This is a genomic window from Streptomyces sp. NPDC107522, assembly GCF_055657525.1.
On the sequence record NZ_JBVKAU010000003.1, the window covers coordinates 510,895 to 523,191 of the forward strand.

A 12,297-nucleotide genomic window follows, 5' to 3' on the forward strand; every position below is an offset into this window, starting at 1 on the left:
ATGACACCGCGCCGCCACCGCCCCGCCTGGCTCCAAAAGATCTGTACGGCAACCGCCGTAGGACTGCTCGTGACAGGGGCGTTCGGCTTGAGCAAGCTCTGGTCCGGAGAGCCGTATCCAGTCGCTGACCCTGTAGCCACGGCCAACCGGCTGGACGGCTACACCCAAACCGCGTACGACGCACTCGACCTGCCGAGCGCCGAACTGGACACCGGCTGGCCCGGAGCAGGCGCGGAAGCCCACGGCGAGGGCTGTCACTACCGAGGACTGCGCCACTTGGACAAACAGCTCAGCTCCACCCCGCCGAGCATGCTGGGTGTGGTCAACGTGCACACGGAGTGGGCGCTGAAGGGCGTACCCGAGACTGAGGTGATCTCCGCCCTGAGGCATGCACGGGAGGAGCTGACCCGGCAGGACTGGACGGTCGCGGACTCTATGAACAAGCCCTGGCGCCATCTCATACTGACGCCCCCGCATTCCAACGACGAGGTTCGCATCTGGGCCTACCCACGTGACCATCTGCAGGTGGCCGCCTACTCCGACTGCGCCCGCTATCCCTCCGGCACCCGCCTGGACAACCTGGGCTACCCGGTGCTGCCACCTCAAGTGGCGCCGAGCCAGTTGCGTGGCGTGAATAACTGAGCACGGTTCGTACGCAGGGGTCGAGCGGGGCCCGATTACCCATCTCGATCTGTCCGACGGCTGTCCCCCGCACTCTCCCGCCGGACCGCGATCAGGGCCAGTACGCCGAGCACGATCAGTCCCGGTGCGCCGGAGACGGGGTAGAGAATCTGCAGCGGCACGCCGATGGCAAGCAGATACCAGCCCACCTGTGCCGGGAGCCTGCCGGTGTCACGGACGATGCGTTGGCTGAGTGTGCCAAGGGCGAGGAGGCCGAACCCGGCGAGGAAGAACCACATCTCGTATTCACGCTGCGGCTTTCCGGGGACGGCGTTCCAGAATCCGTCGTGGGCCACATCACCGAAGGTGCTGGAGGCGACCAGGGATACCGCGAAGTGCACGGCAGCCAGTCCGATCACGAGTCGGGGAATCAAGCGTGTCATCGTCAGCCTCCCTGATTCCTGCGGCCCTTGAGGCTCCTCATGACATGGCGCCGGTTCTGGCGGTGAGGAACGCGAGTGGAGGCGGCGACGTATGCCGTCAGCCCTCCGAGCGCCAGACACAGCGGGGAATACAGCATGAGGTCCCAGCGGGTGAAATCGGTCGGCCGGTTCGTCAGGGCGGACGAAGCCAGACCAGCGGCACCTCGCAGAAGCAGCACGCCTGCGACGACCCATACGCCCTGGCGCACCAAACGACGTGGCCGCACCCCCGAGAGCTGAGGGACCAAGTCGGCCTGGGCTGCGACCACATAGGACGCCGCTCCGAGCGCCGCCGCGACCGCGGCCGTCAACCCCGGTGTAGGCAGGTCGGCTTCGGCGACCCCGACGACCGTACGGGCGAAATCGGTACGGCTGGCCAGCGGCCAGGGAGAGAAGGTCCAGATCCCGTGCAGCACCCCGACCGCACCGAGGCCGACTGCGGCCGTCCCACCAGCAAGGTTCGTCATCGTCATACGGCTCCCCCTATGGTCACTCCATACAGGCCTGTATGGAGTGACCATACAGTACTGTACGGGCATGGTTAGAAGGCCCCTCACCCCCCAGGACTGGTCGACCGCGGCGCTGCGCGCGATGGCACGCGGCGGGGTCGCCGCAGTGTCGGTCAACGCGCTCGCGGGCGAGCTGGAGGCGACACGAGGCAGCTTTTACTGGCACTTCAAGGATCGCGACGCGCTGCTGACGGCCGCACTGGAGACGTGGGAGCGGGACGACACCGCAGCGCTAATCGCGGAGTTGGGCGACATCACCGACCCCCGGCAGCGGCTGACGGCTCTGTTCTCCATCGCGCTGGGGCAGGAAGACATCAACGGCCTGGAGCCCGCGATCGTCGCGCACGCCGATCACCCCGCCGTCGCCCCGGTCCTGCGCCGAGTCACCGAGCGGCGGATCGCCTATCTCACCGATCTCTACACCGACCTGGGCCTGGACACCGCCGCGGCCAGGCGTCAGGCGGTCACCGCGTACGCCGCCTTCCTCGGCTGGCTCGAACTACGCCGCTCCGCCTGCGACATCGTTCCCGAAGTCGCCGCCACCGGCACCACCGCCGCTGCTGCCCTGGACCACCTCATCACCGAGTTGGCGCGACCCGCCTTGCACGAGGCGGGACCGGAGTAAAGCGGATTGGGTACGAGGCTACGAGGCTGCTGGGTCTCCTCGTACAACACTCCTCGACTCCTCGACTTCGGCGAGCACGGCTGCCAGCGCCTTGAAGGCGGGCCCCGTTCGGTCGGCCGGCGCGTAGCAGGAGGACGTGGCTCAGCCCTAGGTACCTCACCGCGGCGCGACCGCGCCGCGCGCCCCACTCCCCACCGCGCTCGGCATCAAGATTCGGTGTCCGAAGCGGGCGCCGCCTTTGCTGCCGTCAACCGATGAATACACTGCTGGTCAAGATCCGCAGGCGCCCACTCCGACGTGCAGGGCATGGGCTGTTGGTGTACCCGCGGGTGAGTGTGTGGTTACGGGAACGGCGCACGTGGGGGACCGGTTTGCGGCACCTGCCGGCGCCGGAGGGGAATCACGGGGTGAGTGAGACGGACGAGGCGCCTGCGGCGCCCGGTCGGTTGCGTCGAGTGCTGCCGACCAGCAGGCGCGGCCGGTTGTCGCTGATATCCGCGCTGGTGCTCGCGCTTGCGGGCACCGGCCTCGGCACATGGGCGGCGGACACCTGGCCGTGGCCGAAGGACCGCTACTGCTGGGGCGCTTGGGAACAGGACAGCGGCCCGGACTTCCTCGGCGACGAGGCGTTCGGCGACGATGACGACGGGTCACGCACCAGCAAGGAGACAGCGCCCACTCGCGAACGCCCGACCGGCAGCTGCGAGGTCTCCATCGCCGGCGACTACAAGAGCAGTTACGACGGTGACAGGGTCTCCATCCGCCAGCAGGTGTCCGTCGAGTACGGCCCGGTCCCCAAGGCCGCCGAGGCGCGGCTCGCGATGGTCCAGGACGGTTTCCTGGGCGGCGACATGGTCCCGCTCCCGGACGGCCTGCCGGGCACGGTGAACGGGCGCGGTGGTCTGCTGGTGCTCCCGAAGTCCTGCGATACGAAGGACGGCAGGCCGACGGTCGTCACGATGCAGGCGTCCGGCACGTACACCAGCGGCCCCTCGTACACCCAGAGCGACTCGGCCGATCTGGGCGGCGCCCGGGAGGCTGCGGTGCTGCTCGTCGCGGCGGCCAACCGTGGGATGGCGGCGGCCGGTTGCGCGCCGGACGAGCCGCTGAAGGTCAGCTCGCCGCTCTACGACCTGCCGGGCGAGCCGGATCGCATCTACAGCACCGCTGAAGACGTCTGCGGCATCCGTGGCCTGCACCTCGGCACGGAGGACATCGAGGACCAGACCGGCGCGGTCACCCGCGACCTGCAGACGTGCAGCGTCCGTGGCGATCTCAACGGCGTGCCCTACCTGCAGCTGGCGATGGTTGCCCAGCCCCGGCTGGCCGCGGTGTTCGACGGCATCGCGGGCGAACGCCCCGTTGCCCGCGGCTGGCGCGGCGCGGGCACCATCGGCGAGAAACACGCGATCGTACGAGCCGACTGCGCCGGCCGGCCCGCCACCTTCCTTATGGGCGGTACCTACACCGACGCCGACCGTCTCGCCGCCTTCGCCAACGCGGCCGCCGCCCGCCTAGGCTGCGCCCCCATCGCCCCCAAGGGAGCCGCCCTGTGAGCAGCACCGCGGACGAGCCGAACCGCTACGACCAGCCCCTGCCCGCCGACCGGGAGTTGCTCAGCGAGCGGTACCGGCGCCTGTGCCGGGAGCGGTGGCGCCGACGGCGCCACCGTTTGCACTGGCGCCACCTGCTGCGCGGCCGGGTCCGGCCGCTGCTGGCCGCAGGTCTCGCCGGGATGCTGCTCGGCGTCGGCGGCACGGCCTGGCAGACGAAGGCCGGGCCGTTCGCGCCGGACGAGGTGTGCTGGGGCGCGCTGTCCCGCGACGACCTCGCCGCGACGTTCCGTGAGCCGGAAAACGTCAAGGCGGTCGAGGCCCCCGTGCTGCACGGTGGACGCTCCATGGACGGCCCCACGGGCCGTTGCCAGTTGACGAACAGCGACGGCGACGAATGGGCGCTCACCGCCCGGGTACACCAGCTGGACGACCGAGTCGGCGACGACCGCCATTGGGCCGATGAATTCCTCTCCGCCCGCCTCACCCCGCTCGGCGGCGGCCTCCTGGGCATGGCCTCGGACAACCGCGCCTGGCTCGCCATCCCGGACGGCTGCCTGGGCCGCCCCAGCGACTTCGACGGGCCGACGGTAGTGGACATCGCCCAGGGCAGCTGGATCACCGACCTGGAGCCGCGTACCAAGGAGCGGGACGCGATGGCCCGCCTGGTCGTGAAACTCGTCAACAAGGTCAGCGCGGACCTGGGCTGCGCCGGCACGATCGCTGATCCTGTCGAACGCCTGCCCAATGCCGCTCGCTACACCCGCACGGAGAAACCGGACGCGCTCTGCGGCATCAAGGGACTGACCCTGGGCAAGAAGCGCAAGCCGAACAAGTACCCCATGATCACCGACGGGCACGGCCCGGTACGCACCTGCGACCGGGACATCATGGGCTCGGAGTGGGAGCAGCGCCTGATGACCGTCGAGGACCCGCGACTGGCAGCGATCTTCACGAGGATGACGCTGAAAGAGGGCGACCGGGTGCGCTCCGCAGTGGGCTATGGCGGCCTCGGTCCCAACCTCGGTGTCTTCCAGGCCCGTTGCCAGGCGGGCGCGACGGTGTTCCTCGTACAGGCCAACGACCGCGAGATAAGCGCGGACCTGCGCACCCTCTTCCCCCGCTACGTCGAGGCAGAGGCCGCCCGCCTCGGCTGCGGCCCGCTGAATCTGACACTGCCACGGCCGGGCGGGAGCCGCTGACTCCAACCGACCGCTGTGCCGTAACGATGCGAAACGCCACGCCTCCGGCAGTTCGAATACCGGGGGCGGGGCGTTGTCGTGGGTAGCTGCCCGAGCCATACGGTGTCCAGGACGGACAGGTGACGCAGGGCGCGGTTGGTCACCTGCATGCCGGTACACCGTCGTGCACCGGGACGAGAAGCATGAGGACTGATACTCAGTCCGAACCAGGTATCGGGGCCCTCCCGACACGTCCGCCCGGCGGCTTTGATCGACGTCATGTCCAAACCCATGTTCCCGGCCCACCCGGCCCTCCCCAAAGCAACGCTCCCCGCCACACTCGGCGTCATCCTGGTCATCCTGCTCGCCTTCGGCGCACACGCCTGCGAGTCGCTGGCGGGCGGTCCGGTCCTGTCTGCTGTGGCGTACCGGGACCGGGTGGCCGAGACAAAGGCGGCGGGCGAGCGCGCGCTGGGCGACCTGGAACCGATCCCCACCACGAGCGGTGGGTCCCTGGAGGAGGTCAGCGGCTCCTGCGTGGACGACTTCGGCTTCGACGACACCGGCGTCACCCGAGACGAACCGACCTATGAGTGGGCCCTGGAGTTCCCGAGCACGGACGCCTACAACGCCGCCGTGGAGCACCTCCGCGCGACCTGGACCGACCGCGGCCTGACCGTGAAGCAAGTCCCCCCTCCCTCCAGGGTTGAGCCCGGCCCGGGCCTGCGCGGCGTCAGTGCCGCGGACGAGAACGGCATCGAGCTGTCCCTCGTCCCGGACTGGTATTCGGGCAAGCCCGTCCTACGCGCGAACGGCGGCTGCGTCCGGCACGAGTACAGCCACCAGGACCTCGAGCGCGAGGACGAGGTATGACGCGGAGAGCGGATGCCCGAGATGGACGCAACGGGCACTTTCCGCCAGCCGCCCGCGTGCGGAAAGGCGCGCCAGTGGACGATCGAGGCCGAGGAGAGAGTGGAGGGACTCCACGGCGGCGTTGTCCCGGACCGATGCGAAACGCCCCACGACTGCACCACACCCCAGCGACCGCATATCTGCTGGAACGCCTCGGATGACGTGTTCAGTTGTCTTCTTGGGCGCAGAACAAGCTCAGTCCGTCGCGGAATCACTGGGTGTCGTCACTGCAACGCGCACTACGCCGCCGGTCACCACCTGAACAGCACTCCGCGCCACGCCCATCCCGCGTTGAGTACCGCTTCCAGCAGAGGATTCCTCACGTCCCGCGTGTCGAAGCGAAACGTCTCGACCTTGTGCCGACGGCCGTCGGGCCCTTGCTTGATCTCCCACCGCCGATACACCGTGGTCGCCAGACCACGGCCGTACTGCCTGCGGGAGTATTCGGCTGACGAGGTCTCCCATCGCTCTTCGAGGGCACGCACCTCGTGTTTCTCCGGGACGAGGCGCATGCGGGTCTTGAGGGTGACACCCGCCTTCCGAATCTGGCACTCCACCACCAGATCGGCCTTCTCCGCAGGGAGGGCGTTGCGCACGCGGAACGGCACGTTAGGGGCGTTTAGCGCGAGCAGGGCGGCACGGACCTCCATGGCCGGTAGCGGTACGACACCACTGTCTGGGTATCTGCTGCCGGTCAGTCCGTCGAAGAAGCCCATCGGATCACCTTCTCGTATCCACCGTTCGTTTCGCGGGCGGCGACGCCTAAATCTTGAAGGCCAGGGAGTCGTCTTCAACTGCTCCCAACTCGCCCCGCGGGACTGACCATCCTCTTCCGCTATTACGCAGCTGAGTCATGGTTGCCCCGAATTACCCTCGGCAGTTATGCGCAGTCCAGGGTCGTGACTGTGACGGGGAAGTACGCACGGATGAACCGCTCAATGTCCTTGCGATGGCCCTGATCCGTCGGATTGGCCTCGGGCAACTGGAGTGTGAGAGTGAAATAATTACCGCCGCTGGTCTTGCATGAAGTGGTCGCGATCGCACCGTCGTTACCGACGACTGTCTTGTATTTGAAGTCGATCCTGCGCGGCTCGGTGACGCGCGAGACCGATCCAGTTTCCTTCGCCAGGTACATGAGGTCCTGCGCGCTTTCATCCCACGAGAACTGGAGGTCAAGAACGGGCTCGTTTCCTGACAGAAGCACACACGGAGCCGTGATTGCCTCTGAACGATCAACTCGATCATACTCCCGCAAGTCTTCGCTGGACGTCAAGAGTGGACGTGTGAGATCGGCGTCGATCGGCGTCCCACAAATCGTCTCCGGGATCTCTGGTGCAGATGAACCACCACAAGAAATGGCAAAGGAAGACACCGACAACACGGTCAGGCCTATGGCGCAGGAACGAAGACGTGAGTTCACTTGGGCTGCTCTCCGGACACTCCGGTCGCTTGGTCGATCCCGTCTTCGGCTGACGCGGCGATCTCCGACTTGGGATTGAAGTCCGAACCGCCGCCTTCCTGATGCGTCTTGGCCCATTCCTCCGCCAGGGACATCAATTGACCATTCCTCCTGTAATAGGCCTTGACGTTGTCATCGGCACCCTGATCATCAAGCCGCTTCTGTTCGTCCTCCATCCACTTTCCCACCACGTAGTCAAAGCCCTGTTGTACGTCTCCACCCACCACAGGGATGTAGCTGATCGCCTTATCAAAGAGCGGCTTGGCTCCGAACTCGGCGGTCTCGGGGTCACCTTGTGCTTGGATGTGAGCCTCCTCCAGAAAGCCAACCGTTCTGCCGGCGCGGAGCAGGGACTCGGTGGACTTGGGGTCGTCCGCGTGAATGTTGTCCACCATCGCATGGTTGAGCCCACCATTGAGCATGCCGTAGGCGTCTTTGTCCTTGGACACCTGCTTCGCGACCTCGAAGAGTTCACTCTGGTCCAAGGGGGACTTGGAGACGTCGACCTCGCTCATGGAAGCGTGCACCGTGTCCCCGTGGTTGACAAGGATGTTCGCCATGGGTTGCCTCAGGGACTCGGGGAGGTCGTCTCCGCTATCGGCCATGAATTTGAGGGATGACTTGAAGATCGCATCGTTCTGTTTGGAGTGCTCGACGTAGTGCGCGTTTTTGTCCGAGGGGTCGATTCCGGTCGCCGCAGCTTGGAGGGCCGCACCGAAACCTGCACGGTTGTCTCCGTCCAGGCCCGGCGAGTAGTGGGACGCTTTGGCGCCTTCGTGTTCGTGAAGGGTGACGTTCCACTCTCGGTCCTTCATGAAGTACTTCATGTTGTCGCCGGAGTTGAGATAACGCGCCGCTGTGTCGGGATCGCGGCTCATGATGCCGAGCATGCCGTCCACTGGATCATTGGCGAACCAGCCCCTGCTGTCCTTGCCGCTGTACTCATGCTTCAGTTGCCAGATGCCCGGGTCGCTCTTCTCCGCCTTGATCATGTCGTCGGTGAGGTCCTCAAGGACGTCGGGCGCGTACCCGCTTCCCTTCCGCATGAGGGTGACCAGTGATTGGTAACCAACGGCCTTGTCGAGGCGGGCACCCTGCACATCGGTGGCGTAGCGTTCGACGCCGGCCTTCTGCATGTCGGTACGCCAGTCCTTGTACCACTTGGACTTGGTGTCCTTGGTCGCTGCGGCGAGGGTGTTGGCCAAGCCTGTCTCGATCGCCGCGTACTGACCGGAGCGGTCCCCTTTGCCCCTGAAATGAATCAGGTCATTCAGCTCATTCGTCAGCTTGATGGTGCCTCGGGCGCCCAGGCCGTTCAGGAAGGTCTGACTGAATGCCTTGTCGTCGGAATTGTCGCGGAAGGCACGCCGCAGGTCGGCCAGATCGGCGGCGGCGACCTTTTCGCCGCCCGCCAGCCGGGTGGCGATGTCGTTGGCTTTCTCTGCCTCGTACTTCTCGATATCACCCAGCGCCCCGCCGTTGAAGCCGTTGGGTGCGCCATCCATGGCGTCCGAGTCGAGCACAACAGCGTTCAAGGCGATTTCGACGCCTTTGTCGGCGTCCTCCACGTTCTTCACGAGCTGGTCGATGCGGTCCTGCCAGGAGCTGACACTGCTGCGGACGCTCTCCTGAAAGCCAGGGTCGTGGTGATACGCGGTGAGCGTCCCTTGGTCGAGCCGGGCGGTGTCGTACGAGACCACCCCCTGATCCGACACCTTCATGCCAGCGTCGATGGCCTCCTGACGACCCGTCTTGAGCTTGCCGCGCAGATCCACGAACTGTGTGTGCGCGTCGCGCAGAAGCGAGGCAACGGCCTTGGCCTCGGTCTGAGCGTTCTGGAATTCCTTCAGGGTGACGTCGAAGCGCCGGTTGGCGGCATCCGCGCTCAGCCCCACCCATGTCTGGCCCATGGAGATGCCGTGCACATCCCGCTTATAGTCCTGCTCCCGCTTGTGGAACTCCCCCGCCATGTCGTCCCAGCCGTCGGCGGCTGCGGTGAGAGCGGACAGATCGGTCGTCATGATCTCGTGATACGTCGGCATGGGTCCCCGTTGTGCGTTGACGTGAACGATCGAAGGGAGGAGCTCGCGGTCAGTAGGTGCTCAGTAGTTGTTGAAGTTGGAGGAATGACGCACGCTGGTTCCCACATCCCCGTCGGTGTTCCGGAACAGGGTGCTGGTGCTGCGCAGGGCCTCCTTCTCGGATCCCAGGCGATTCATCAAGTTCTGTACCTGCTCACCCCACGTCTTATGCGCCTTTTTGAGGGCACCCGACGTAAGCCACCCATGACCGTCCTTGGCACCGAATGCTTTGACCGCAGACTTGGTCTCCTCGTCTGCCCGGTCCCCAGACTTACGCGTGCCGGGCTCGATGCGCTCCTCGATAGCCTGCGCTGCGGCCCGCTTCTCTGCCGGGCTTGACGCCAAGTCCTTCTGGCCGTTGGCGGGACCAGCAGCGGGACCGCCCCTGTCGGCCGGGAGCTGGTTCAGCTGCATGCCAGCCGACTGCCTGGATTCAGCTTCGGTCTTGAACTGTTCCCATTCGTCCCACGCCATGTGGACGTGACCTCCCCGTATACGACTCTCGCCAGACGAGCACCGGCGTTACCGACCGGCATCGCGTATCTTCCATCAGGCCACAGGACACTATCGCCACACCATCACGGTCCCATCCGTACCTGACGCCAGTGCATCTGAGTATCTGCCCTTACTGGGCGATAAATGTCGTGTTGCGGCGGCGGGCGCGCACTACAGGGATGGCGATTGCGGCACCCAACAGAGCGGCAGCACCTACGCCCAGCGTGATCCAGAGAGCCGTGTCGCTGTCATCGTCACGTGCGGGGACAGCGGCGGACTGCTTGTCTTCCTCGTTCTTGTTTCTGGCGGGCTCAGATGGCTTCGGAGACGGAGACTTGGGGTCTGCAGCGGCAAGGTCGGGTAGCGGGTACTCGTCGGCTGGGCCGGGGTCGCCGGGGGTCTTCAGGGCGATCCGGGGACGGACAACTCCGTAGCCGATGTAGTCGTTGCGCTTGGCGCCGCTTGTAGGGCCGGCTGCGGTGTTGAGCATGACCCTGAGGACCTGGTTGTTGGTCCAGTCAGGGTGCTTCGACCAGATGAGGGCTGCGCTTGCGGAGGCGAGGGCGGTCGCTGCGCTCGTGCCATGGGATTTACACAAGCCCGTCTTGGCACCGCATGCGTGGACCATGTCGACGCCCGGCGCTGCCAGGTCCACTTGCGGACCGTACTGTGATTCGGCGGTCTTGCGGAGATCTTGGCCGATCGCTCCTACTCCGACGACGCCTGGAGTGGCGGCGGGGTAAGCGAGAGACGAGTCCCCGTCGTTGCCGGCGCCTGCAAAGATCAAAGCTCCCTTGCTCAAGGCGTACTTCACGGCCTCGCTTTCCTGATCCCATTCGGCGCTTCCTCCTCCCGCCATGGAAATGTTGATGACCTTGGCCCCTGCATCGACGGCGTACCTGATCGCTTTGGGGAATATCGCTGCGCTCAGGGACACGCGAATGGGCAGGATCTTCGCCCTCGGGGCGAGGCCGAAGGCACCGTCCCCTCCCCCGCTCTCGCCGGTTCCGGCGATCAATCCGGCCACTCCCGTCCCGTGGCCACTGGAGTCGGTGTGCTGATCGCCCGGGGCGTCCGGCGCGAAGTTCATCCCCCTCAGCACCTGGCCGTGGAGGTCGGGATTCTTGTCGTCGACCCCGCTGTCGATGACTGCGACGGTGATCCCCTCGCCCCTGGTGACCTTCCACATCTCTTCCGCCTTCATGGCGGTCAGATGCCACTGCTGGGAACGGATGGACTCCGCATGGGACGGCGCGGCGGCGATGCCCACTAGCAGGGCTGCCAGTGCTCCCGGCAGGGTCCTGTGAGCGAGACGCTGAATTTGGCTGGTGGGCATCGGCATTCCTCTTGCGGTTCTAACGAGTTCAGTCCACGACGGGCGGTGTCGCGCGACGTGCGCCCTGCTGCCAGGTCTCTTCGTCTTCAGTGAGGTAGTCGGGGCGCTCGCCTCGGCGATCCTCGCGACGAGACTCCGCTGAGCGAGAGCCCGGCGGCACCACCGGTCCGCCACGCCCAACAGGTCCAGCACCGTGCTGCGGCTCGCCCGCCCGTCGCACCACGCCTGAGGCCGAGGACCCGCTGCGCGTGCCGCCTTGACCTGCAGGGCTCGCAGGGCGCCCGCTGCCGCCCGAACCGTGTACCGCTCCAGAGCCGCCCGGGGTGAAGGGGCGTTCACTCCCCGTCCCAGCCTGCTGGGGACGGCCGCCGACGATGCCTCCAGTCTCCGAGGCGAAACGACGACCACCCGTCCCACCGCCTGGTGCTGAGGGAGCTGCACCACGCGCCGTGGCGGAGCCGCCGGCACTGATGGGACGGGCATTCACGCCTCCCGGCCCCTGCGGTCGGCCACCGACAATGCCCTCGGGCTGTCCTGCGATGCGCCGGGCACTCCCCGTTCCGCCCTGGGCAGCCCCAGGCCTTCCGGTAGCGACAGGCTGGCCCGCTGGGCCACGGCCGTGCACACCCTCACCGCCGATCACAGTGCCCCGAGGGATACCGCCGCTGCCCCGTCCCGGAGACGGAGCCACGGGCCTCCCGCCCGTGATCCCTCCCCCTGTCGTGGGGCGCTGCACGGAAGGCCCGCCGCCCCTCGGGGACTGCCCAGGGGCTACCGGGGGCCGGAGTCCAGGCGAGAGACGGCTTGCCCCTGCAGAAGGACCCAACGGCCTCTGCACGCCTCCAGCCACCGGAGGTGACACTCCGGGAGGGAATGCCGGAGTTCCCTCCGGCCGTACACCTCCTGTCGGCGGGCCACTCGCCGGCCCCGACGGTGCAGGTGGGGCCTCGGGCAAGGTCGCGACGCTGTCGATCTCCATCCCCGTGACCGGCTGCGGACGCACAGCGCCTCCGGCGGGGGCTCCGGGAGCATCCTCGGGAATC

12 protein-coding genes are annotated in these 12,297 nt (G+C 66.8%); 5 read left to right on the forward strand and 7 right to left on the reverse strand.

The window, feature by feature from the left end; genetic code table 11:
- The first annotated feature begins 87 nt into the window (after positions 1 to 87).
- Positions 88 to 642, forward strand: a complete 555-nt coding sequence (locus ACZ7L6_RS12445; RefSeq protein WP_471922751.1) for a hypothetical protein — start codon at positions 88 to 90, stop codon at positions 640 to 642.
- A gap of 35 nt (positions 643 to 677) precedes the next feature.
- Here ACZ7L6_RS12445 and ACZ7L6_RS12450 read toward each other — a convergent pair whose 3' ends face one another.
- Together ACZ7L6_RS12450 and ACZ7L6_RS12455 are read right to left on the reverse strand one after the other, a co-directional pair.
- A complete protein-coding gene (locus ACZ7L6_RS12450) occupies positions 678 to 1,064 on the reverse strand; it encodes a DUF6463 family protein (protein WP_471922754.1) in 387 nt (128 codons plus the stop codon).
- 2 nt (positions 1,065 to 1,066) lie between these two features.
- A complete protein-coding gene (locus ACZ7L6_RS12455; RefSeq protein ID WP_471922757.1) occupies positions 1,067 to 1,576 on the reverse strand; it encodes a DUF3995 domain-containing protein in 510 nt (169 codons plus the stop codon).
- 64 nt (positions 1,577 to 1,640) lie between these two features.
- Between ACZ7L6_RS12455 and ACZ7L6_RS12460 the strand changes: the two genes are divergently transcribed.
- From ACZ7L6_RS12460 to ACZ7L6_RS12475, 4 genes are all read left to right on the forward strand, one after another.
- Positions 1,641 to 2,237 carry a TetR/AcrR family transcriptional regulator gene (locus tag ACZ7L6_RS12460; protein ID WP_471922759.1) on the forward strand — a complete coding sequence of 199 codons (597 nt, stop codon included), beginning with the start codon at positions 1,641 to 1,643 and terminating at the stop codon, positions 2,235 to 2,237.
- 407 nt (positions 2,238 to 2,644) lie between these two features.
- Complete coding sequence (locus ACZ7L6_RS12465) at positions 2,645 to 3,793, forward strand: hypothetical protein (protein WP_471922761.1); 1,149 nt, start codon at positions 2,645 to 2,647, stop codon at positions 3,791 to 3,793.
- Positions 3,790 to 4,992, forward strand: a complete 1,203-nt coding sequence (locus ACZ7L6_RS12470) for a hypothetical protein (RefSeq protein WP_471922763.1) — start codon at positions 3,790 to 3,792, stop codon at positions 4,990 to 4,992. Before ACZ7L6_RS12465 ends, ACZ7L6_RS12470 begins: the two co-directional genes overlap by 4 nt.
- Positions 4,993 to 5,250: 258 nt before the next feature.
- Positions 5,251 to 5,844: a hypothetical protein gene (locus ACZ7L6_RS12475; protein WP_471922765.1), complete on the forward strand. Its 594-nt coding sequence runs from the start codon at positions 5,251 to 5,253 to the stop codon at positions 5,842 to 5,844.
- Between the two features lie 290 nt (positions 5,845 to 6,134).
- Here ACZ7L6_RS12475 and ACZ7L6_RS12480 read toward each other — a convergent pair whose 3' ends face one another.
- From ACZ7L6_RS12480 to mycP, 5 genes are all read right to left on the reverse strand, one after another.
- The gene (locus ACZ7L6_RS12480) at positions 6,135 to 6,599 is read right to left on the reverse strand and encodes a hypothetical protein (RefSeq protein ID WP_471922767.1); all 465 of its coding nucleotides are present in this window, start codon (positions 6,597 to 6,599) and stop codon (positions 6,135 to 6,137) included.
- Positions 6,600 to 6,763: 164 nt separating this feature from the next.
- Positions 6,764 to 7,303: a hypothetical protein gene (locus tag ACZ7L6_RS12485; protein ID WP_471922769.1), complete on the reverse strand. Its 540-nt coding sequence runs from the start codon at positions 7,301 to 7,303 to the stop codon at positions 6,764 to 6,766.
- Positions 7,300 to 9,363 carry a hypothetical protein gene (locus ACZ7L6_RS12490; protein WP_471922771.1) on the reverse strand — a complete coding sequence of 688 codons (2,064 nt, stop codon included), beginning with the start codon at positions 9,361 to 9,363 and terminating at the stop codon, positions 7,300 to 7,302. The genes ACZ7L6_RS12485 and ACZ7L6_RS12490 overlap by 4 nt, the downstream gene beginning before the upstream one ends.
- 81 nt (positions 9,364 to 9,444) lie before the next feature.
- A complete protein-coding gene (locus ACZ7L6_RS12495; RefSeq protein WP_471922773.1) occupies positions 9,445 to 9,897 on the reverse strand; it encodes a hypothetical protein in 453 nt (150 codons plus the stop codon).
- Positions 9,898 to 10,048: 151 nt separating this feature from the next.
- The gene (gene mycP, locus ACZ7L6_RS12500; protein WP_471922775.1) at positions 10,049 to 11,254 is read right to left on the reverse strand and encodes a type VII secretion-associated serine protease mycosin; all 1,206 of its coding nucleotides are present in this window, start codon (positions 11,252 to 11,254) and stop codon (positions 10,049 to 10,051) included.
- Positions 11,255 to 12,297: the final 1,043 nt, after the last annotated feature.

Excerpts from the sequence above, each read along its gene's own strand:
- ACZ7L6_RS12450 (WP_471922754.1), bottom strand. The coding sequence starts at position 1,064 with ATGACACGCTTGATTCCCCGACTCGTGATCGGACTGGCTGCCGTGCAC.
- ACZ7L6_RS12455 (WP_471922757.1), bottom strand. The coding sequence starts at position 1,576 with ATGACGATGACGAACCTTGCTGGTGGGACGGCCGCAGTCGGCCTCGGT.
- ACZ7L6_RS12480 (WP_471922767.1), bottom strand. The coding sequence starts at position 6,599 with ATGGGCTTCTTCGACGGACTGACCGGCAGCAGATACCCAGACAGTGGT.
- ACZ7L6_RS12495 (WP_471922773.1), bottom strand. The coding sequence starts at position 9,897 with ATGGCGTGGGACGAATGGGAACAGTTCAAGACCGAAGCTGAATCCAGG.
- ACZ7L6_RS12475 (WP_471922765.1), top strand. The coding sequence starts at position 5,251 with ATGTCCAAACCCATGTTCCCGGCCCACCCGGCCCTCCCCAAAGCAACG.
- ACZ7L6_RS12460 (WP_471922759.1), top strand. The coding sequence starts at position 1,641 with ATGGTTAGAAGGCCCCTCACCCCCCAGGACTGGTCGACCGCGGCGCTG.
- ACZ7L6_RS12490 (WP_471922771.1), bottom strand. The coding sequence starts at position 9,363 with ATGACGACCGATCTGTCCGCTCTCACCGCAGCCGCCGACGGCTGGGAC.
- mycP (WP_471922775.1), bottom strand. The coding sequence starts at position 11,254 with ATGCCCACCAGCCAAATTCAGCGTCTCGCTCACAGGACCCTGCCGGGA.